General features: G+C 56.1%; 18 protein-coding genes and 1 tRNA gene. 14 read left to right on the plus strand and 5 right to left on the minus strand.

Going from position 1 to position 20,680, the window contains the following annotated elements; all coding sequences use genetic code 11:
• The first annotated feature begins 146 nt into the window (after positions 1-146).
• The 9 genes from M8014_RS12565 to yejF all read left to right on the plus strand — a co-directional run bounded on the left by M8014_RS12565 (position 147) and on the right by yejF (position 11,818).
• Positions 147-1,613 (plus strand): mannitol dehydrogenase family protein, encoded by a 1,467-nt coding sequence (locus tag M8014_RS12565; RefSeq protein WP_271282775.1) that lies wholly within the window; start codon positions 147-149, stop codon positions 1,611-1,613.
• Between the two features lie 125 nt (positions 1,614-1,738).
• Positions 1,739-2,725 carry a GTP-binding protein gene (locus M8014_RS12570; RefSeq protein WP_271282776.1) on the plus strand — a complete coding sequence of 329 codons (987 nt, stop codon included), beginning with the start codon at positions 1,739-1,741 and terminating at the stop codon, positions 2,723-2,725.
• Positions 2,726-2,758: 33 nt separating this feature from the next.
• On the plus strand, positions 2,759-3,448 hold the full coding sequence (locus M8014_RS12575) for a phosphatase PAP2 family protein (protein WP_271282777.1): 690 nt from the start codon (positions 2,759-2,761) through the stop codon (positions 3,446-3,448).
• A 440-nt stretch (positions 3,449-3,888) separates the two neighbouring features.
• Complete coding sequence (gene mepS / locus M8014_RS12580) at positions 3,889-4,455, plus strand: bifunctional murein DD-endopeptidase/murein LD-carboxypeptidase (protein WP_271282778.1); 567 nt, start codon at positions 3,889-3,891, stop codon at positions 4,453-4,455.
• A 191-nt stretch (positions 4,456-4,646) separates the two neighbouring features.
• A complete protein-coding gene (locus M8014_RS12585) occupies positions 4,647-6,203 on the plus strand; it encodes a cyclic di-GMP phosphodiesterase (RefSeq protein ID WP_271282779.1) in 1,557 nt (518 codons plus the stop codon).
• Positions 6,204-6,292: 89 nt separating this feature from the next.
• Complete coding sequence (locus M8014_RS12590; protein WP_271282780.1) at positions 6,293-8,098, plus strand: extracellular solute-binding protein; 1,806 nt, start codon at positions 6,293-6,295, stop codon at positions 8,096-8,098.
• 9 nt (positions 8,099-8,107) lie between these two features.
• On the plus strand, positions 8,108-9,202 hold the full coding sequence (locus M8014_RS12595; RefSeq protein ID WP_271282781.1) for a microcin C ABC transporter permease YejB: 1,095 nt from the start codon (positions 8,108-8,110) through the stop codon (positions 9,200-9,202).
• Positions 9,202-10,227 carry an ABC transporter permease gene (locus tag M8014_RS12600; RefSeq protein WP_271282782.1) on the plus strand — a complete coding sequence of 342 codons (1,026 nt, stop codon included), beginning with the start codon at positions 9,202-9,204 and terminating at the stop codon, positions 10,225-10,227. The genes M8014_RS12595 and M8014_RS12600 overlap by 1 nt, the downstream gene beginning before the upstream one ends.
• 1 nt (position 10,228) lies before the next feature.
• Positions 10,229-11,818 carry a microcin C ABC transporter ATP-binding protein YejF gene (gene yejF / locus M8014_RS12605; RefSeq protein WP_271282783.1) on the plus strand — a complete coding sequence of 530 codons (1,590 nt, stop codon included), beginning with the start codon at positions 10,229-10,231 and terminating at the stop codon, positions 11,816-11,818.
• Between the two features lie 3 nt (positions 11,819-11,821).
• On the opposite strand, the gene M8014_RS12610 is transcribed toward yejF, so the two are convergent.
• From M8014_RS12610 to rsuA, 3 genes are all read right to left on the minus strand, one after another.
• A complete protein-coding gene (locus M8014_RS12610) occupies positions 11,822-12,166 on the minus strand; it encodes a YejG family protein (protein ID WP_271282784.1) in 345 nt (114 codons plus the stop codon).
• Positions 12,167-12,498: 332 nt separating this feature from the next.
• A complete protein-coding gene (locus M8014_RS12615) occupies positions 12,499-13,695 on the minus strand; it encodes a Bcr/CflA family multidrug efflux MFS transporter (protein WP_271282785.1) in 1,197 nt (398 codons plus the stop codon).
• Between the two features lie 15 nt (positions 13,696-13,710).
• Complete coding sequence (gene rsuA, locus M8014_RS12620) at positions 13,711-14,418, minus strand: 16S rRNA pseudouridine(516) synthase RsuA (protein ID WP_271282786.1); 708 nt, start codon at positions 14,416-14,418, stop codon at positions 13,711-13,713.
• A 148-nt stretch (positions 14,419-14,566) separates the two neighbouring features.
• Here rsuA and radD point away from each other — a divergent pair, with 148 nt between their 5' ends.
• Complete coding sequence (gene radD / locus M8014_RS12625) at positions 14,567-16,327, plus strand: DNA repair helicase RadD (protein ID WP_271282787.1); 1,761 nt, start codon at positions 14,567-14,569, stop codon at positions 16,325-16,327.
• Between the two features lie 124 nt (positions 16,328-16,451).
• Complete coding sequence (gene rplY / locus M8014_RS12630; RefSeq protein ID WP_271282788.1) at positions 16,452-16,736, plus strand: 50S ribosomal protein L25; 285 nt, start codon at positions 16,452-16,454, stop codon at positions 16,734-16,736.
• A 51-nt stretch (positions 16,737-16,787) separates the two neighbouring features.
• Here the strand turns inward: rplY and yejK are convergent, their stop codons facing one another.
• Complete coding sequence (gene yejK / locus M8014_RS12635; RefSeq protein WP_271282789.1) at positions 16,788-17,795, minus strand: nucleoid-associated protein YejK; 1,008 nt, start codon at positions 17,793-17,795, stop codon at positions 16,788-16,790.
• A 134-nt stretch (positions 17,796-17,929) separates the two neighbouring features.
• On the opposite strand from yejK, the gene M8014_RS12640 reads away from it, so the two are divergent.
• The 3 genes from M8014_RS12640 (at position 17,930) to M8014_RS12650 (ending at position 20,087) form a co-directional block, all read left to right on the plus strand.
• A complete protein-coding gene (locus M8014_RS12640; RefSeq protein ID WP_271282790.1) occupies positions 17,930-18,157 on the plus strand; it encodes a YejL family protein in 228 nt (75 codons plus the stop codon).
• Between the two features lie 19 nt (positions 18,158-18,176).
• Positions 18,177-19,937: an LPS biosynthesis-modulating metalloenzyme YejM gene (yejM, locus tag M8014_RS12645; RefSeq protein WP_271282791.1), complete on the plus strand. Its 1,761-nt coding sequence runs from the start codon at positions 18,177-18,179 to the stop codon at positions 19,935-19,937.
• 73 nt (positions 19,938-20,010) lie between these two features.
• Positions 20,011-20,087, plus strand: a tRNA-Pro gene (locus tag M8014_RS12650).
• Between the two features lie 67 nt (positions 20,088-20,154).
• On the opposite strand, the gene M8014_RS12655 is transcribed toward M8014_RS12650, so the two are convergent.
• Positions 20,155-20,541, minus strand: coding sequence for a hypothetical protein (locus M8014_RS12655; protein WP_271282792.1), 387 nt, complete (start codon positions 20,539-20,541; stop codon positions 20,155-20,157).
• Between the last annotated feature and the right edge of the window lie 139 nt (positions 20,542-20,680).

A 20,680-nucleotide genomic window follows, 5' to 3' on the forward strand; every position in this document is an offset into this window, starting at 1 on the left:
AGGCTTGCGGTAAAGGGTCAACGTGCCTCGCCAGATTGATTGATCTACCTCACAGTTCCCGGATAATTACGGCTTACCAATTCAATTTGCTGTCATATAACTTTACACTGAGATTGTTAATTAACGGTTAATCAGGTGTTTATTTCATGAAGACAATTGCTTCCACCACACTACCCGCTCACGTATTGCAGCCGCAGTACGATCGCCAGAAACTGCGCTCCCGCATTGTGCATTTCGGCTTTGGCGCCTTTCATCGTGCCCATCAGGCGTTACTGACTGACCGGGTGCTGAACGCCAGGGGTGGCGACTGGGGGATATGTGAGATTAGCCTGTTTAGCGGTGATACGCTGATGAGCCAACTGCGGGCGCAGGACCATCTGTTTACGGTGCTGGAAAAAGGTGCCGATGGCAATCAGCCGATTATCGTCGGGGCGGTACATGAGTGCCTGAACGCGAAGCTGGATTCACTGGCGGCGATCATTGAAAAATTTTGTGAACCGCAGGTGGCGATTGTCTCCCTGACGATTACCGAAAAAGGTTACTGCATTGATCCGGCCACCGGCGCGCTGGATACCGCTAATGAACGTATTATTCACGATCTGGAAAACCCGGACCAGCCGCACTCGGCGCCGGGGATCCTGGTCGAAGCATTGCATCGCCGCCGCGAGCGGGGCCTGTCGCCGTTCAGCGTCCTCTCCTGCGATAACATTCCCGATAACGGCCACGTAGTGAAAAACGCGGTGCTGGGGATGGCTAACAAACGCTCGCCGGCGCTGGCAGCGTGGATTGCGGAGCATGTCAGCTTCCCCGGCACCATGGTTGACCGCATCGTCCCCGCCGCGACCGACGCGTCACTGGCAGAAATTGCCCGTGAAGTGGGCGTTGAGGATCCGTGCGCCATCAGCTGCGAGCCGTTTGTGCAGTGGGTGATTGAGGACAATTTTGTCGCCGGTCGCCCGCAATGGGAAGCCGCTGACGTGCAGATGGTGCAGGACGTCCTGCCGTGGGAGCAGATGAAGCTGCGCATGCTTAACGGCAGCCACTCCTTCCTGGCGTACCTGGGCTATCTGGCCGGGTTCGCCCACATTAACGACTGCATGGCCGACGCCAGTCTGCGCGATGCCGCCCGCCGTCTGATGCTGAACGAGCAGGCCCCAACCCTGCGCATCACCGGGGTGGATCTCACCGCCTATGCCGACAGCCTGATCAACCGTTTTGCTAATCCGGCCCTGCAGCATCGGACCTGGCAAATTGCGATGGACGGCAGCCAGAAACTGCCCCAGCGGATGCTCGAAGGTATTCGCATCCACCGCCAGAAAGGAACCGCCTGGCCGCTGCTGGCGCTCGGCGTGGCCGGCTGGATGCGCTACGTCAGCGGTGTGGACGACGCGGGCAACGCCATTGACGTGCGCGATCCGCTCAGCGACAAAATCCGCGCCCTTGTTGAGACCAGCAGCGAGCAGGAACGCGTCACCGCCCTGCTGACGCTGAGTGAAATTTTTGGCAACGATTTGCCGCAGGATGCGCAGTTTGTCAACGCAATCACCCAGGCCTGGCAGCGCATCAGCCAGTCGGGTGCACGGCAGGCCGTTATTGATACGCTGAATCTTTAACGATCGGTGCCTGATACGCGAGCGGGGGTTCTCTCCGTTCGCCTCTTCCCTTCTCAGCACTGTTCTTTTGCGCCAGGATTACTGATAATTGTTATAGCATTACATTTATCACTCCTGGAGCACATGTGACTAAAACCAACCTGATCACCGGTTTTCTCGGCAGCGGAAAAACCACGTCGATATTGCACCTGCTGGCCAACAAAGATCCTGACGAAAAATGGGCCGTGCTAGTCAATGAGTTTGGCGAGGTCGGTATCGACGGTGCCCTGCTGGCGGATAGCGGTGCCCTGATTAAGGAGATCCCAGGCGGATGCATGTGCTGCGTCAATGGTTTACCGATGCAGGTAGGGCTGAACACCCTGCTGCGTCAGGGTAAACCCGACCGTTTACTGATTGAGCCCACGGGCCTTGGCCATCCGAAACAGATCCTCGACCTGCTGACCGCCCCGGTGTATGAGCCGTGGATCGACCTGCGCGCCACCCTATGCCTGCTCGACCCGCGCCAGCTGCTGGATGAGAAAAGCGTCCAGAACGATAACTTCCGCGATCAGCTTGCCGCCGCCGATATCATCATTGCCAATAAAGAAGATCGCGCCACCCCCGAAAGCGCTGCCGCGCTGACACTGTGGTGGCAGCACTTCGGCGGCGATCGCCAACTGCAGCACACCACGCAGGGCGCTATTGATAATGCCCTCCTCGACCTGCCGCGGCATAACGTCGCCGAGCTGCCCGCCAGCGCAGAGCATTCACACGGTCGTGGCGAGAAACAGGGCCTGGCAGCATTGAGCCTGCCCGCGCACCAGCGCTGGCGTCGCAGCCTGAACAGCGGCCAGGGGCATCACGCCTGTGGCTGGGTATTTGATGCCGACACCTGCTTCGACACCATTGGCCTGCTGGAGTGGGCACGCCTAGCGCCGGTTGAACGGGTAAAAGGGGTGATGCGCATTCCTGAAGGGCTGGTGCGCGTCAATCGTCAGGGGAGCGATTTCCATATCGAAACACAGAATGTCGCGCCACCGGATAGCCGTATAGAGTTAATTAGTGCGGTTAACACCGACTGGAATGCGCTTCAGTCCAGCCTGTTGAAGCTTCGTTTAACCTCGGGCGACTAACGTTGCCCCGTTTTAACTGCTGACGACATAAAGATGACAACCCGAATACCACTTATTTTACTGCTCAATATCGCCGGTCTGGCGCTCTTTTTATCCTGGTACCTGCCGGTGAACCACGGTTTCTGGTTCCCGCTGGACAGTGGGATCTTCCACTTCTTTAATCAGGAGCTGGTGAAGAGCCGCGCCTTCTTATGGCTGGTGGCGATCACCAACAACCGCGCGTTTGACGCCTGCTCGCTGCTGGCGATGGGCTATTTAATGCTCACCTTCTGGCGTCAGGAGAACGCGGCGGGACGTCGACGCATTGTGATGATTGGTTTAACGATGCTGCTGGCCGCGGTGGTGATCAATCAGCTGGCGCAGGCTATTATCCCGGTTAAGCGTTCAAGCCCGACCCTGTTCTTCCCGGATATTTACCGCGTCAGCGAACTGCTGAACATTTCGACAAAAGACGCTTCCAAAGACAGTTTCCCGGGCGATCACGGCATGATGCTGCTTATTTTTTCCGCATTTATGTGGCGTTATTTTGGGTCTAAGACTTTCGCATTAGCCCTGATTATTTTTATGGTTTTTGCCTTCCCCCGGGTAATGATTGGCGCGCACTGGTTCAGTGATATTGCCGTTGGCTCGGTTTCGGTCGCGTTGATTGGTCTTCCCTGGTGTCTTATGACTCCTTTGAGCGATCGGGTTATTGCCTTGTTCGATCGTTACTTGCCGGGTTAATACAACAATTTTAAAACAAATAACGCACCGTTATTAACAATATCCATCACTGATTATTTAATGACCACGGGTAATTTTCAGCCTTTTCATTTCCGAAATGTCCTATTGCGACAAAAATAATTCCGTGAAAAATGAACGAGTTGCACAATTATTAACCAGCATAATGGTTGTGTTTCTCTTTCCCGCGCAGTGACTTTAGGTATCACTTTTTCTTATAAAAAAAGGATATTTTTACTCGCATTGACCCGCACGATGGGGTAATCTCAAACTCGTTTTACCTCAGTGCGGTTATTATTTTTTAATGTAAATAAATTTGTGCGGCTCGCCACAGATTTGACCATAAAGAATTGTCTCATTGTGCGCAGGTATTTAGTCTCGTCTCGCTTGGCATTTTTTATAACGATATTCGTCGTTAAGGACTTCAAGGGAAAATAAACAAAATGGTCAAATCTCAACCGATTTTGAGATACATCTCACGAGTGATCCCGGCGATAGCAGTAGCGGTTCTGCTTTCAGCTTGTACAACTAATACCGCAAAGAATATGCATCCTGAGACGCGTGTTGTGGGTTCGGAAGACGCCTCTTCACTGCAAGCCTCTCAGGATGAATTTGAAAAGATGGTCAGCAATCTGGATATCAAATCCAGACTGATGGACCAGTATGCCAGCTGGAAAGGCGTACGCTATCGCTTAGGCGGCAGCACTAAAAAGGGAATTGATTGTTCCGGTTTCGTACAGCGTACTTTCCGTGAGCAGTTTGGGTTAGAACTTCCGCGTTCAACTTATGAACAACAGGAAATGGGCAAATCTATTTCACGTACCAGTTTACGTACGGGTGATTTAGTGCTCTTCCGGGCGGGTTCAACCGGCCGTCATGTCGGCATATATATTGGTAACGACCAGTTTGTCCACGCATCCACCAGCAGCGGTGTGATTATTTCCAGCATGAACGAGCCATACTGGAAAAAGCGCTATAACGAAGCGCGTCGTGTTCTGACCCGTAGTTAACCCCTGGTGCTGTCTGTTTCCCTTGACTGACAGCCCAGCATAAAAGCACTGCTCCGGCAGTGCTTTTTTTGTTTTACGATCTGCGATTCATCTCCATCTGGCGCGGGTCAGGACGTTCCAGGCTATAGTCTCGTTACGTGAGTTTAGCCGTCAAGATGACGCGAGCGGCCTTTCAGGATCCCATAACGTTTATGTTCACCCGCTATTTATCATTTCGCCGCAAAGCGCTGATCCTCAGCCTGACCGCCGGACTTCTTATCACCCTGCTCTGCGGCGGTTCGCAGTTTTTGATGAGTCGCCATAAGCAGGAAGTAAGATACGACAGTCTGATCAGTGGTCTTGCTAACTATATGAACGGCTATTTTTCCGAGCTGCGCCGCTCGGTTGATATGCTGCAGCCGCTCACCTTAAGCCAGTGCAGCGGTATCGCCTCTGAACTCACATCACGCGCCGCATTCAGTCTCAACGTCCGCGCCTTTCTGCTGGTCAAAGACAAAGTCGCCTTTTGCTCCTCGGCTACCGGACCGATGCAAATGCCGATCTCGGAGCTGGTACCCACAATCGACGTAAATAAAGACGTTGACATGGCCCTGTTGCCCGGCACACCGATGATGCCGAAAAAACCGGCCATTGCACTGTGGATGAGCAATCCCCTGCTGGCGAACGGCGGGGTGTTTACCTCCATTAACCTCAACCTGGTGCCTTATCTGCTGTATACCGCCCGCCAGGACGAGTTTATCGGCGTGGCGCTGGTTGTCGGCAATATGGCGTTCACCACCTGGTCAGACCGGCTGCTGCTGTCGGCCGATTTACACGGCAAGCCCGTCCGTTCGGTTCAGGTAAAGGGACTACCGCTGCAAATCTATCTGTATGCCGATAGCTGGATGCTGGAAGAGGTGCAGTTTGCCCTGCTCTTTGGCCTGATGTGCGGCGCGCTGGCCAGCGGGCTCTGCTACTACCTGATCATCACCCGCGCAAATCCGCGTAAAGAGATCCTCACCGCCATCAAGCAGAATCAATTTTACGTGGTTTACCAGCCGGTGGTGGATGCGCATGATTTACAGATGCGCGGCGTCGAAGTGCTGATGCGCTGGCACCATCCCGGCGCCGGGGAGATCCCGCCAGATGCCTTTATTAACTTTGCCGAAGCGCAGAAGCTGATCGTGCCTTTGACGCTGCACCTCTTCGATCTGATCCGGCGCGACGCCCCGATGCTGCAGAAGCGGCTGCCGCCGGGTGCCAAGCTGGGGATCAACATCGCTCCTGGCCATCTGCACGCCGACAGCTTCAAAGACGATATGCGCCAGTTCGCCGCCTCGCTGCCGCCAGATCATTTTCAGCTGGTGCTCGAAATTACCGAGCGCGACATGCTCAACCAGAGGGAAGCGACAAAGCTGTTTGAGTGGCTGCATCTGGAAGGGTTTGAAGTGGCGGTGGATGATTTCGGTACCGGGCACAGCGCGCTGATCTATCTGGAGCGCTTTACCATGGACTACCTCAAAATCGACCGGGGGTTCGTCAGCACCATCGGCATGGAAACGGTCACCTCACCGGTGCTGGATGCCGTTTTGACTCTGGCTCGCCGCCTGAATATGGTGACGGTAGCAGAAGGGGTGGAGACACCCGAACAGGCAAAATGGCTGCGGGAGCACGGCGTCAACCTGCTGCAGGGGTTCTGGATCAGTCGCCCGATGCGCCTGGAGCAGCTGATGGTCTGGGAGCCTGACGTTCAGCTCGACGGGGAATAATTTCACAACCTCAGCGGCGTCACTTATTATTCAGGTAACGAGCCGGCCCGCTGCCTGCGGGTCAGAACAAAAAAGGAATACGTAGCGGAATGATTGTGCGCGTGGTGATGGTGCTGATTGCGATGATAAGTGGACTTTGTCAGGCGCAAACCATAAAAGAGAGCTTCGCCTTTGCAGTTATTGGCGAGCCGAAATACGCCATTAATTTCGACCATTACGACTACGTTAACCCGGCAGCGCCGAAGGGCGGCAGCGTGACCCTGTCGGCTAACGGCACCTTCGACAACTTCAACCGCTATGCCTTGCGCGGCGTGGCGGCCGAGCGTACCGACGCGCTCTACGATACCCTCTTCACCACCTCTGACGACGAGCCGGGCAGCTACTATCCGCTGGTGGCCGAGATGGCGCGCTACGCCGATGACTTTTCCTGGATGGAGCTGACCCTCAATCCGCTGGCGCGCTTTCATGACGGTACCCCGGTGAAGGCCAGCGATGTCGCTTTTACCTTTCACAAGTTTATGACCGAAGGCGTGCCGCAATTTCGTCTGGTCTATAAAGGGGCCAACGTTACTGCCATCGCCCCGCTGACCGTGCGCATCACCCTCACCCACCCGAATAAAGAGGACATGCTGAGCCTGCTGACGCTGCCGGTGATGCCCGAAAAGTTCTGGAAGGATCATAAGCTCAGCGACCCGCTCTCCACCCCGCCGCTGGCAGGCGGGCCGTATCGCATCACCCACTGGCGGATGGGTCAGTATCTGATTTACTCCCGGGTGAAAGATTACTGGGCAGCCAATTTGCCGGTAAACCGCGGGCGCTGGAACTTTGACACCCTGCGCTACGACTATTACCTCGACGACAACGTGGCGTTCGAAGCGTTTAAAGCGGGCGCATTTGATATGCGAATAGAGAGCAGCGCCAAAAACTGGGCGACGCGCTACAGCGGGAAAAACTTCACCCGTGGCTACATCGTCAAAGAGGCGTTTAAGAATGACTCGGCCCAGGATACCCGCTGGCTGGCGTTTAATATTCAGCGTCCGGTATTTAGCGACAGCCGCGTGCGTCAGGCAATTACCCTTGCCTTCGATTTCGAATGGATGAATAAGGCGCTGTTCTACGGCGCCTATAGCCGGGTGAACAGCTATTTCCAGAATACCGAATATGCCGCACACGGCTACCCGGATGCGGCCGAGCTGACGCTGCTTGCGCCGCTCAAAGGGGCCGTTCCTCCTGAGGTGTTCACCACACTCTACCAGCCGCCGCGTTCGACAGGTGACGGCTTTGATCGCGATAACCTGCTGCAGGCCAGTAAACTGCTGGATGAGGCCGGGTGGGAAATCAAAAACCAGAAGCGGATCAACACGCAAACCGGCAAGCCGCTGAGCTTTGAACTGCTGCTCCCCTCCGGGGGCAACAACCAGTGGGTACTGCCGTTCCAGCACAATCTTGAACGACTGGGCATTACCCTGGACATCCGCCAGGTGGATAATTCGCAAATCACCAACCGGATGCGTAACCGCGATTACGACATGATGCCGCGCCTGTGGCGGGCCATGCCGTGGCCGAGCACCGATCTGCAGATCTCATGGGCCTCGCAATATATAGATTCCACCTACAACGCACCGGGAGTGAAAAACCCGGCGGTCGATGCCCTGATCGCCCAAATCGTCGCCGCCCAAGGCAATAAAGAAAAACTGCTGCCGCTGGGACGGGCGCTCGACCGGGTGCTGACCTGGAACCATTACATGCTGCCGATGTGGTTTATGGGGCAGGACAGAGTTGCCCACTGGGATAAATTCTCGCTTCCTGCCCAGCGTCCGGTGTACTCGCTGGGGTTTGAAAACTGGTGGTATGACGTTAACAAAGCGGCGAAATTACCCGCCGAACGGCGTTAAGGAATCACAATGGGCGCTTATTTACTACGTCGCTTGCTGCTGGTGATCCCCACCTTGTGGGCCATTATCACCATCAACTTTTTTATTGTGCAGATTGCCCCCGGCGGGCCGGTCGATCAGGCTATCGCCGCTATCGAATTCGGCAACAGCGGGACGATGCCCGGCGGTGGCGGCGAAGGGCTGCGCGCCAGCCATGCCCGCACCGGGGTCGGTAATATTAACGAGAGCCAGTATCGCGGCGGACGCGGCCTCGATCCAGAGGTGATCGCCGAGATCACCCAGCGTTACGGATTCGATAAGCCGCTGCATGAGCGCTATTTCAAAATGCTGTGGGACTATCTGCGCTTCGATTTTGGCGACAGCCTGTTCCGCAGCGCCTCGGTACTGCATCTGATCAAAGAGAGCCTGCCGGTGTCGATTACGCTGGGGCTGTGGGGGACGTTGATTATCTACATGGTCTCGATCCCGCTCGGCATCCGCAAAGCGGTGGATAACGGCAGCCGGTTCGATATCTGGAGCAGCACCTTTATTATTGTCGGCTACGCGATCCCGGCGTTTCTGTTCGCAGTATTGCTGATCGTCTTTTTTGCCGGCGGCAGCTATCTGGATCTCTTCCCGCTGCGTGGGCTGGTATCGACCGATTTCAGTAGCCTGCCGTGGTACAACAAAATTACCGACTACCTGTGGCACATCACCCTGCCGGTGCTGGCGACGGTGATCGGCGGCTTTGCCGCACTGACCATGTTGACCAAAAACGCCTTCCTCGACGAGATCCGCAAGCAGTATGTGGTGACCGCCCGCGCCAAAGGCGTGAGCGAACGGCTCATCCTGTGGACACATATTTTCCGCAACGCGATGCTGCTGGTGATCGCCGGTTTCCCCGCCACCTTTATCAGCATGTTCTTCACCGGCTCGCTGTTAATCGAGGTGATGTTCTCCCTTAACGGCCTGGGCCTGCTCGGCTACGAGGCGACCGTCTCGCGTGACTATCCGGTGATGTTTGGCACGCTCTATATTTTCACCTTGATTGGACTGCTGCTGAATATCCTCAGTGATATTTGCTATACGCTGGTCGATCCGCGTATTGACTTTGAGGGCCGCTGATGCCGCGTTTAAGCCCTGTTAACCAGGCCCGCTGGGCACGTTTTCGCCATAACCGCCGCGGCTACTGGTCGCTGTGGATTTTTGCCCTGTTTTTCGCCCTGAGCCTGTGCGCGGAGATTGTCGCCAACGATAAACCGCTGCTGGTGCATTTTGACGATCGCTGGTACGTGCCGGTGGTTAAAGATTACAGCGAGCGAGATTTTGGCGGCCCGTTTGCCACCGCGGCAGATTACCAGGACCCGTGGCTGCGCACGCAGCTGAACGCGCGTGGCTGGGTGCTGTGGGCGCCGGTGCGCTTTGGCGCCAACAGTATTAACTTTGCCACCAACACCCCCTTCCCGTCACCACCTTCGGCGCAGAACTGGCTGGGCACCGATGCTAACGGCGGCGATGTGCTGGCGCGCATTCTGTACGGCACCCGGATTTCAATTCTGTTCGGCCTGATGCTGACCCTTTTCTCCAGCGTGATGGGGGTGCTGGCAGGGGCAATTCAGGGTTATTACGGCGGAAAAATCGACCTCTGGGGGCAGCGCTTTATTGAAGTCTGGTCCGGGATGCCGACGCTGTTTTTAATCATTTTGCTCTCAAGCGTGGTGCAGCCTAACTTCTGGTGGCTGCTGGGCATTACGGTGTTATTTGGCTGGATGGCGCTGGTGGGCGTGGTGCGGGCCGAGTTTTTACGCACCCGTAACTTCGACTATATTCGCGCGGCGCAGGCGCTGGGAGTCGGCGATCGTGGGATTATTTTCCGCCATATGCTGCCCAATGCGATGGTGGCGACGCTGACCTTCCTGCCGTTTATTCTGTGCAGCTCAATCACCACCCTCACCTCGCTCGATTTTCTCGGCTTTGGTCTGCCGCTGGGTTCCCCTTCGCTGGGCGAGCTGCTGCTGCAGGGCAAAAACAACTTGCAGGCGCCGTGGCTCGGGATCACCGCCTTCCTCTCGGTGGCCGTGCTGCTGTCGCTGCTGATTTTTATTGGCGAAGCGGTACGCGATGCCTTTGATCCTAACAAGGCGGTTTAAGATGACGCAGCCCCTGCTTCACATCGACGCGCTCTCCATCGCCTTTCGTCAGCAGGACGAAACCCGCACGGTGGTGAACGATATCTCCCTGCAGATTGCCGAAGGCGAAACCCTGGCGCTGGTGGGCGAATCTGGCTCGGGTAAGAGCGTGACGGCGCTGTCGGTGCTGCGCCTGCTCCCAACTCCGCCGGTGGTTTTTCCCCAGGGCGATATCCTGTTTCGCGGCCAGTCGCTGCTGCATGCCGACGAGCGCACGCTACGCGGGGTGCGCGGCAACAAAATCGCGATGATTTTCCAGGAGCCGATGGTCTCGCTTAACCCGCTGCATACGCTGGAAAAGCAGCTCTATGAGGTGCTGTCTCTGCACCGCGGCATGCGCAAAGAGGCGGCGCGCGGCGAGATGCTCGACTGCCTGGATCGCACCGGGATCCGCAATGCGGCAAAACGGCTCGGCGATTTTCCGCATCAGCTTTCCGGCGGTGAACGCCAGCGGGTGATGATCGCCATGGCGTTACTCACCCGTCCGGAACTGCTGATCGCCGATGAACCGACTACCGCGCTGGACGTGACGGTGCAGGCACAGATCCTGCAACTGCTGCGTGAGCTGCGCGACGAGCTGAACATGAGTCTGCTGTTTATCACCCACAATCTCGGCATTGTGAAAAAGCTTGCCGACCGGGTCGCGGTGATGCAGAACGGGCGCTGCGTGGAGCAGAACACCACCTCGGCGCTGTTTACTGCCCCACAGCACCCCTATACCCAACGGCTGCTCGACAGCGAGCCCGCAGGCGACCCGGTGCCGCTGGCACAGGATGCCGAGCCGCTGCTGCGGGTGGAAGATCTCTCGGTGGCATTCCCGGTCCGTAAAGGCCTGCTGCGTCGCGTGGTGGAGAGTAAGCAGGTGCTGAGCAACGTCAGCTTCACCTTACGTCCGGGAGAAACGCTGGGGCTGGTGGGTGAGTCAGGATCCGGGAAGAGCACCACCGGGCTGGCGCTGCTGCGCCTGATTGCCTCCCGGGGGACGATTCTGTTTGACGGTCAGCCGCTGCACAGCTGGGATCGCCGACAGATGCTGCCCGTCCGTCACCGGATGCAGGTGGTTTTTCAGGATCCGAACTCTTCGCTCAATCCCCGCCTTAACGTGCAGCAAATTATCGAAGAGGGCCTGCGCGTGCATCAGCCCGGCCTCAGCCTGCAGGTGCGTGAAGAGGAAGTGATTACCGTGATGCGCGAAGTGGGACTCGATCCCGAGACCCGTCATCGCTATCCGGCGGCGTTCTCCGGTGGGCAGCGTCAGCGCATCGCCATCGCCAGGGCACTGATCCTGCGACCGGAGCTGATTATCCTGGACGAGCCGACCTCGTCGCTCGACAAAACGGTGCAGGCACAAATTCTGGCCTTGCTGAAGGATTTACAGAAAAAGCACCGGCTAGCCTATATCTTTATCAGCCATGACCTGCAGGTCGTGCGCGCGCTTTGCCATCAAGTGATCGTGTTGCGTCAGGGAGAGGTGGTCGAGCAGGGGGAATGCCAGCGCGTCTTTGCCGCGCCGACGCAGGCGTATACGCGTCAGCTGTTAGCGTTGCGCTGACGCTCAGGCAGAGTTCTGGCTGGAGAAAGGCTCGGCAATTGCCACACCAAAGTTCTTCAGTCGGCAGGTCGCCGCAAACTCATCCTGACTTTTCACGAACAGACACGGCTCGCCTTCGCACTCCAGCACCGAGCTGTAAAGTTCAATGTCGGTCAGGGCCTGACTCAGTCGCTCCATTACCGGCCACGCGTTACCCTCTTCAGGACTCAGCAGTTTAAGCGCCACCAGGCAGTTCTCACAGTTCGGGGTGCTTTGCGGAATCGGTTCAACTTTCGAACCTGCAAAACCCGCCGACCAGCGATAGCTCTGCGGCAAGCGGTGGACAATGGAGTGCTGTAATGTATTCACGTTCGTTCCCCGGAAGAAAATATACTTCACAATTCATTTACATTTATAGTAACACATCGCTACTGACCTGCTCTGTTTTTAAAAAGAAAACGCTTACAGCCAGAATCCATCGGCGTTGGCGTCTACTTTGTCAGAGCTTTTTGTAAGCGTTTCAGGTCGCAGTCGGCGCTATATTTACCCGTTTTTGCGATCTAACTCAACCTTTTTAACTACAAGGTTGTGACTATTTACATAAATAGATTTTACATAAAAGAAACAAAACAGGCGGGAATGAACAGCATCCTGGTTGACATGTATCAAAAAAGGGTCCCATCGGGACCCTTTTTTGTGATTCAGCTCACCGATTTTTTGGGCCGACTCGCGTAAAGGCAGAACAGAATCGAGCCGGTGGCGCACAGGGCGATTGACCATAGCATCGGCCAGGCACTGTTGAAGGTGGCCAGCGAGAGCAGCGCGCCAACGATAGCGCCGATACCAAAGCGGAAGGTCCCCGCCAGCGACGAGGCCGTGCCGGCCATGTGCGGGAACTCGTCGAGGATTACCGCCATCGCATTGGACGATACCATCGAGATACAGCCCACAAACGCCGCAATGCCAAATACCAGCGCCCAGAACCCCACGTCGAAGTAAGCGGTCACCACCATCCACACCGCCATCACGAACTGGATCCACAGCCCGATGCGGAACATGTTCAGCGCCCCTACCCGGCGCACAAAGCGGCTGTTAATCATCGTCAGCACAAAGATGAACACCACGTTCAGCGCAAAGTAGTAACCAAAGTGCTGCGGCGACACATGGTTAAGCTCGATGTAGACAAACGGCCCGGCGCTGAGGAAGGAGAACATCCCGGCAAAGCTGAAACCGCTGGCCAGCATATAGCTCAGCACGCGCTTATGGCGAAACAGCGAGGCAAAGTTGCCCAGCGTAGTGCGAATATGGAACTTCTGCCGCCGTTCTATCGGCAGCGTTTCTTTAATAAAGAAGAAGATCATCGCCGAGGCCAGCAGCGCCGCCAGCGCCAGGATCCAGAAAATGGCGTGCCAGCTAAACCACACCAGCACCGCGCCCCCGACCATTGGCGCCACCAGCGGCGCAACGGTGGTAACCAGCATGACAAAGGACATCATGCGGGAGAACTCTTCTTTCGGGTAGATATCGCGCATCAGGGCATTGATCACCACGCTTGCCGCCGCAGCCGCCAGGCCGTGGAAGAAACGCATCACAATCAGTTGGTCGATAGTCTGCGACAGGGCACAGGCCATCGCCGCACCGGCAAACACCAGCGTGCCACCAAGGATCACCGGCTTACGTCCGATGCTATCCGCCATAGGGCCATACAGCAGCTGCCCCAAAGCAAACCCCAGAATATAGGTGCTGAGGGTCATCTGCGTGCTGCCAGCCGGAACGCCGAACTGTGCGGAAATTACCGGCAGCGCAGGCAGATACATATCGATGGACAACGGCATCAGCATGGCCAGCAGGCCAAGAATAAACACGATGCTGTACGACGAGTGTGGCCTGGTGGTCACTGTGTGCTCCTGAGATTAGCGTGAAAGCAGGCCAACGCTGGCAATTTCTTCTTCCGTCAGCGGACGGTATTCGCCTGGCTCAAGGTCCGGGTCGAGCGCAATCGCCCCGATACGTTCGCGATGCAGGCCGACCACGTGGTTGCCCACGGCGGCAAACATGCGCTTCACCTGATGGTAACGCCCTTCGCTGATGGTCAAACGGACCTCATTCGGGGTGATGATTTCCAGCACCGCTGGTTTAGTCAGATCTTTCTCATTATGCAGCTGAACGCCGTGGGCAAATTGCCCGGCGGTGCTGTCACTGACCGGCGATTCCAGCTTCACCCGATAGGTTTTCTCGCAGTGGTGGCGCGGGGAGGTGATGCGGTGCGACCATTGACCGTCGTCGGTCATCAGCACCAGACCGGTGGTGTCGATATCCAGACGCCCGGCAGCGTGCAGCTTGTAGGCTACCGGCTCATCGAGGAAATAGAGCACCGTCGGGTGATCCGGATCGTCGGTGGAACAGACGTAGCCATCCGGTTTGTTGAGCATGAAATAGCGCGGGCCATTTTGCTGCGTCAGCGAGTTGCCTTCGTATTCCACCTGATGGTCAGGCTGGAGTTTAAAAGCGCTGTCTCGCACAATGTCGCCATCCACAGTCACATGGCTGCCGCGGATCAGACGCCCGGCAATAGCGCGGCTTACGCCGAGTTGCTGAGCGATAAACTTATCAAGTCGCATGAAATATTTTAAGCCTTAAGGGTGCCAGGAGCCGGACCACAGGTCCGAAAGAAGCAGTTAGAACAGCCCAGTATAGCGGGCTATCTGCGCCACTCAAGGGAAAAAGTTTCGTGGCATACTATGTGCGAGATAACCAAACCGAGAAACCATGACTTTTACACTTCGCCCCTATCAGCAGGAAGCCGTCGACGCCACCCTCGCCCACTTTCGCCAGCATAAAGAACCGGCTGCCATTGTCCTGCCCACCGGTGCGGGCAAAAGCCTGGTGATTGCCGAACTGGCGCGGCTGGCGCGCGGGCGCGTGCTGGTGCTGGCGCACGTTAAAGAGCTGGTCGCGCAAAACCATGCCAAATACCTGGCACTGGATCTCGAGGCCGACATTTTCGCGGCCGGACTCCAGCGTAAAGAGAGCCACGGCAAAGTGGTATTTGGCAGCGTACAGTCGGTGGCGCGTAATCTGGACATGTTCCGCAGCGAATTCTCGCTGCTGATTGTGGATGAGTGCCACCGCATCAGCGACGATGACGACAGCCAGTATCAGCAGATCCTCGCGCACCTGAAGAGCGTCAATCCGCACATTCGCCTGCTGGGGCTGACCGCCACGCCGTTTCGGCTCGGCAAGGGCTGGATCTACCGCTTCCACTATCACGGCATGGTGCGCGGCAATGAAAAGGCGTTGTTTCGCGACTGTATTTACGAGCTGCCGCTGCGCTATATGATTAAACACGGCTACCTCACGCCACCGGAGCGACTGGATATGCCGGTGGTGCAGTACGATTTCAGCCGCCTGCAGGTACAGAGCAACGGCCTGTTCAGCGAGGCGGATCTCAATCTGGAGCTGAAAAAGCAGGATCGCATTACCCCGCACATTATCAGCCAGATTATGGAGTTCGCCGAGGCGCGCAAAGGGGTGATGATTTTTGCCGCCACCGTGGAACACGCCCGGGAGGTCACCGGCCTGCTGCCCGCCGATGACGCCCGACTTATCACAGGCGAAACGCCGGGCCCGGAGCGCGACCGGCTGATTGAGGATTTTAAGGCGCAGCAGTTTCGCTATCTGGTCAACGTCTCGGTCCTGACCACCGGCTTTGATGCCCCGCATGTGGATCTGATTGCGATCCTGCGCCCGACCGAATCCGTCAGCCTTTATCAGCAGATTGTCGGCCGCGGGTTGCGTTTAGCCCCCGGCAAAACCGATTGCCTGATTCTGGATTACGCCGGCAATCCGCACGATCTCTATGCCCCGGAAGTGGGCGCGCCAAAAGGCAAAAGCGACAATGTGCCGGTACAGGTGTTTTGCCCGGCCTGTGGATTTGCCAACACCTTCTGGGGAAAGACCACCGCCGACGGCACTTTAATAGAGCACTTTGGTCGTCGCTGTCAGGGCTGGTTTGAGGATGATGAAGGCCATCGGGAACAGTGTGACTTCCGCTTTCGGTTTAAAAACTGCCCGCAGTGCAACGCCGAAAATGATATTGCTGCCCGCCGCTGCCGCACCTGCGATACGGTACTGGTGGATCCGGACGATATGCTGAAAGCCGCCCTCAAGCTGAAAGACGCGCTGGTGCTGCGCTGTAGCGGCATGGTGCTGGCTCACGGCGCGGATGAAAAAGGGGAGTGGCTGAAAATCACCTATTACGATGAAGATGGCACCGATGTGAGTGAGCGCTTCCGTCTGCAGACACCCGCCCAGCGCACCGCCTTTGAACAGCTGTTTATCCGTCCACATACCCGCACGCCCGGGGTGCCGCTGCGCTGGATCACCGCCGCCGATATCGTTCATCAGCAGCCGCTGTTACGCCATCCTGACTTTGTGGTGGCACGTAAAAAAGGCCTGTTCTGGCAGGTGCGCGAGAAGGTTTTCGATTACCAGGGCCGCTACCGCCGGGCCAATGAATTGCGGGGATAAGGGCACTTTTCATTGATGTGCGGGCCGTTTAAGTATAAAATGCCGCCCGCTTCACATCCGTGAGGCAGAACACTTACCTGTTACTGGGTCGCCTGTAGCAGGACTAATTTACAGAGAGTAATCAATGTTCACTATCGATGCAGAAGTACGTGCAGTGCAGGGTAAGGGTGCGAGCCGCCGCCTGCGCACAGCTAACAAGTTCCCGGCTATCGTTTACGGTGCCGATGTTGCTCCAGTAGCTATCGAACTGGATCATGACAAAGTCTGGAACCTGCAGACTAAAGAAGGGTTCTACACTGAAGTTCTGACTATCGTTGTTGACGGTAAAGAAGAGAAAGTGAAAGTTCAGGCTGTTCAGCGTCACCCGTTCAAGCCAAAACTGACCCACATCGACTTCGTTCGCGCTTAATCGCTAACACGTCGAGAAAAAACCCCGCGCTGCGGGGTTTTTTTATGGCGCTTACTTACCACCCGCGCTACGGCGCTGCAGCTGGTCGCGCAGGTTCGGCGGCGTGCCTTTAATGGTCAGCGTGTCGGTTGCCGGATCCCAAAAAATGCGCTCGCCCAGCAGCATGGCGTCAAAGTTAATGGTTAACCCACCGCCGCTACCGGCAAACTTCATCAGCTGACGCAAGGTACTGCGATCCGCCGGGAAGCTCTCTTCCAGCTCATACCCTTTCTCTGCGGTAAAGTCCTGGAAACTCACCTCGCTGACGCCCGCCAGCTCTTTTGACAGCGACTCCAGCTCGATCTCTTCACCGGCCTGTAGCTGTTCGTTGCAGTAGGCGTAAACCTGCTGACGCACGTTTTGTCGCTCGGATTTATCCAGCGCCGCCTCTGCGGTGAAATCATCCACCGCCTGCAGCAGACCTTTGTTCTGCGCTTTAGCGTTCAGACCTTCGCTGGCGCCGAGAAAATCCATAAAGAAGTCGGCGACTTTGCGCCCTACCCGCCCTTTCAGGAACGTCAGGTAGCGGGTTGATTCCGGATTGGTTTCCCATTCGGTCAAATCAATACGCGCCACGATATCCGCGTGGTTGATATCCAGATAGTGCGTTGGGTTGATATCCAGCTGTTCGTTAACGCGCATGCTGCTTAAATTGTTCAGCACCGTCACCAGCAGGTATTCGACCGCCAGATAGCGATAGTGGCAGAACAGGACGATCCCGCCATCAGCAAAGGGGTATTTTGCCAACTCATCGCGCAGGCGTCCGGTTGCCGCCCGGCTGAAGGCGAGGAAGTCCTCTTCACCCTGACGCTGCAGGCGCAGCGCTTGCGCCAGCTCACTCTCTTCGCTAAACAGGCCATAGGCTTTGTTTTTGGCGCTATACACCCGATGCAGCTCCGCCACCATGTCAACAACGGTAGCTGTCGGTTCAAGTAACGAATCGCGCAGCACCAGCTCAAGGGTTTGCTCATCGCGCTTGATAAGCTGGTGCAGGGCAATCTGGTTGATATCCAGACTCATGATAAACTCTCCTTTTAGACCGGGCCGTATTCAACCACCCCCCAGTCATCTGTGCAACAGAAGATAAAAAAGGGGAAAAAAAGCTGTTGCTACGGTAATATGTTGCCCTTTCCTCCACAAACAGATTTCGATTTATGCCACAACTCTCCCGCTACAGTGATGAACACGTTGAACTCATGCTCAGTGAGCTGCTCAACGTATTGGAAAAACATAAGGCACCGACCGATCTTTCCCTGATGGTTCTGGGAAATATGGTGACTAACCTTATCAATACCAGCGTTGCGCCGGCCCAGCGCCAGGCAATCGCGAAATCTTTCGCTCAGGCCTTACAGTCTTCGGTTAACGACGACCAGGCGCACTAAGGGAAACGAACGACAGTCTATGGTGACGAATCGTCAGCGCTATCGTGAAAAAGTCTCCCAGATGGTTAGCTGGGGGCACTGGTTTGCCCTGTTCAACATTTTGTTGGCGATGGTGCTGGGCAGTCGCTATCTGTTTGTTGCCGACTGGCCAACAACGCTTGTCGGGCGCGTCTACTCATGGATTAGCGTCATTGGCCACTTTAGCTTTCTGGTCTTCGCCACCTATCTACTGATCCTGTTTCCGCTGACGTTTGTCGTCATGTCGCAGCGGCTGATGCGGTTTGTCTCCGCAATCCTGGCCACTGTGGGCATGACGCTGCTGCTCATCGACAGCGAAGTCTTTACCCGCTTCCACCTGCATCTTAACCCCATCGTCTGGGAACTGGTGATCAATCCCGACCAGAACGAAACCGCACGCGACTGGCAGCTGATGTTTATCAGCGTGCCGATCATCCTGCTGATTGAGATGCTATTTGCCACCTGGAGCTGGCAGAAGCTGCGCAGCCTGACGCGCCGTCGTCACTATGCCCGACCTGTCGCCGCCCTCTTTTTTGTTGCCTTTATTAGCTCGCACGTCATGTACATCTGGGCCGATGCTAACTTCTATCGTCCCGTGACCATGCAGCGCGCGAACCTGCCGCTCTCCTATCCGATGACGGCGCGCCGTTTTCTGGAAAAACACGGTCTGCTGGATGCGCAGGAGTATCAGCGTCGACTGGTTGAACAGGGCGATCCCGAGGCGGTTTCGGTACAGTATCCGCTTAGCGAGCTGCGCTATCGCGATATGGGTCAGGGCCAGAACGTCCTGCTGATCACCGTCGACGGACTGAACTATTCGCGTTACGAGAAGCAGATGCCTGCCCTGGCGGAGTTTGCCGAACAGAGCATCAACTTTACCCAGCACATGAGCTCCGGTAACGCGACTGATGCCGGGATCTTTGGTTTGTTCTACGGTATTTCGCCAGGTTATATGGACGGGGTATTGTCATCACGTACGCCTGCGGCACTGATTACCGGCCTGAATCAACAGGGTTATCAGCTGGGGCTGTTCTCTTCCGATGGTTTCACCAGCCCACTGTATCGCCAGGCGCTGCTGTCCGACTTTTCGCTACCTCCAGCGAAAAGCCAGTCAGACGAACAAACTGCCGGTCAGTGGATCAGCTGGCTTAACCGCTATGCGCAGGATGATAACCGCTGGTTCTCCTGGGTTGCGCTCAACGGGACGTCAATTGATGACGGCAACCAGAAAACCTTTGCCCGCCGCTATGCGCAGGCCACAGGTGAAGTTGATGCCCAGATTGCGCGCGTACTGAACGCCCTGCGCGACGCCGGCAAGCTGGAAAACACGGTGGTGGTGATCACCGCCGGTCACGGTGTTCCGTTGGGAAGTGAGCGCAATGATGTTGAGTGGTCGCGCCCTCGCCTGCAGGTTCCACTGGTGATCCACTGGCCTGGCACGCCGTCGCAGCGCATCAGCACCCTAACCGATCACAAAGACGTGATGACGACCCTGATGCAGCGTCTGCTGCACGTCAGCACGCCAGCCAATGAATATTCGCAGGGTCAGGATCTGTTCAGCGCGACGCGTCGCCATTCCTGGGTTACCGCCGCCAGCAGTAACACGCTGGCCGTGACCACGCCGTCGCTGACACTGGTGCTGAACAGCAACGGCAGCTACAGAACCTATAACCTGCAAGGTGAGAAGCTCAATGACCACACGCCGCAGCTGAGTCTGCTGCTGCAGGTGCTGACGGAAGAGAAACGGTTCATCGCTAACTGATTAATTTTTAATCAGTTAGTCTGGGCTATTCTTGCATTACACGCGGAAATGAGTAGTATAAATTTCCATGTGTCGGCACGTAGCGCAGCCTGGTAGCGCATCGTCATGGGGTGGCGAGGGTCGAGAGTTCAAATCTCTCCGTGCCGACCAACTCAATCAAAAAAGGGATGAACTCATCGAGTTCATCCCTTTTCTTTTACCTGAAATCAGTCTGCAATCAGTGAGCGGATGTGGCGCTCGTCACGACATCAGCACTGTTCACTTTCAGTGTGACCTTCTGCTTCCCTTTGACCCAGATCAGAGGCTGATTATTTTTGAAACCATATCCCTCAAGCGCACTGTAAGCATCATCCGTTTTCTGTCCACGAACGCTGTCACGCAGAAAATTTTCCAGCTCAGCACGATCGCCTGAGGTCGCGGCAGAGGCTTTCGCTGCTTTCTGGTTTTCCGCTTTGGTTTTATGGATGTTGCAGGTTCCGTCCAGCTCGGTTTGCTGCGTACAGCCGGAGCGCTCAAGCTGCGCGCGATAGTTGGCGCTGATCGCAAATGCCGGCGCTGCCACGAAAGAAGAGAGCACAACAGAGATAATCAATTTCTTAAACATACCCGTCACCACCACAATAAAGAAAAATGAGGATTAACAGCCGGTATAAACAGGCAGTGTTAACACGTCCAGAAAATTAGCATTTCGTGCTGTAATTCACAAAAGAAAATATTACGTTAGTGAACTAATAAAAATTTGA

Source organism: Silvania hatchlandensis, from assembly GCF_025564065.1.
Classification (GTDB): domain Bacteria; phylum Pseudomonadota; class Gammaproteobacteria; order Enterobacterales; family Enterobacteriaceae; genus Enterobacter; species Enterobacter hatchlandensis.

What these genes read in the sequence shown, in the direction of transcription:
- yejK (WP_271282789.1), bottom strand. Translation starts at nt 17,795, where the DNA reads ATGAGTCTGGATATCAACCAGATTGCCCTGCACCAGCTTATCAAGCGC.
- M8014_RS12590 (WP_271282780.1), top strand. Translation starts at nt 6,293, where the DNA reads ATGATTGTGCGCGTGGTGATGGTGCTGATTGCGATGATAAGTGGACTT.
- M8014_RS12600 (WP_271282782.1), top strand. Translation starts at nt 9,202, where the DNA reads ATGCCGCGTTTAAGCCCTGTTAACCAGGCCCGCTGGGCACGTTTTCGC.
- radD (WP_271282787.1), top strand. Translation starts at nt 14,567, where the DNA reads ATGACTTTTACACTTCGCCCCTATCAGCAGGAAGCCGTCGACGCCACC.
- M8014_RS12585 (WP_271282779.1), top strand. Translation starts at nt 4,647, where the DNA reads ATGTTCACCCGCTATTTATCATTTCGCCGCAAAGCGCTGATCCTCAGC.
- M8014_RS12640 (WP_271282790.1), top strand. Translation starts at nt 17,930, where the DNA reads ATGCCACAACTCTCCCGCTACAGTGATGAACACGTTGAACTCATGCTC.
- yejM (WP_271282791.1), top strand. Translation starts at nt 18,177, where the DNA reads ATGGTGACGAATCGTCAGCGCTATCGTGAAAAAGTCTCCCAGATGGTT.
- M8014_RS12655 (WP_271282792.1), bottom strand. Translation starts at nt 20,541, where the DNA reads ATGTTTAAGAAATTGATTATCTCTGTTGTGCTCTCTTCTTTCGTGGCA.
- yejF (WP_271282783.1), top strand. Translation starts at nt 10,229, where the DNA reads ATGACGCAGCCCCTGCTTCACATCGACGCGCTCTCCATCGCCTTTCGT.
- mepS (WP_271282778.1), top strand. Translation starts at nt 3,889, where the DNA reads ATGGTCAAATCTCAACCGATTTTGAGATACATCTCACGAGTGATCCCG.
- M8014_RS12575 (WP_271282777.1), top strand. Translation starts at nt 2,759, where the DNA reads ATGACAACCCGAATACCACTTATTTTACTGCTCAATATCGCCGGTCTG.
- rsuA (WP_271282786.1), bottom strand. Translation starts at nt 14,418, where the DNA reads ATGCGACTTGATAAGTTTATCGCTCAGCAACTCGGCGTAAGCCGCGCT.
- M8014_RS12565 (WP_271282775.1), top strand. Translation starts at nt 147, where the DNA reads ATGAAGACAATTGCTTCCACCACACTACCCGCTCACGTATTGCAGCCG.
- rplY (WP_271282788.1), top strand. Translation starts at nt 16,452, where the DNA reads ATGTTCACTATCGATGCAGAAGTACGTGCAGTGCAGGGTAAGGGTGCG.
- M8014_RS12595 (WP_271282781.1), top strand. Translation starts at nt 8,108, where the DNA reads ATGGGCGCTTATTTACTACGTCGCTTGCTGCTGGTGATCCCCACCTTG.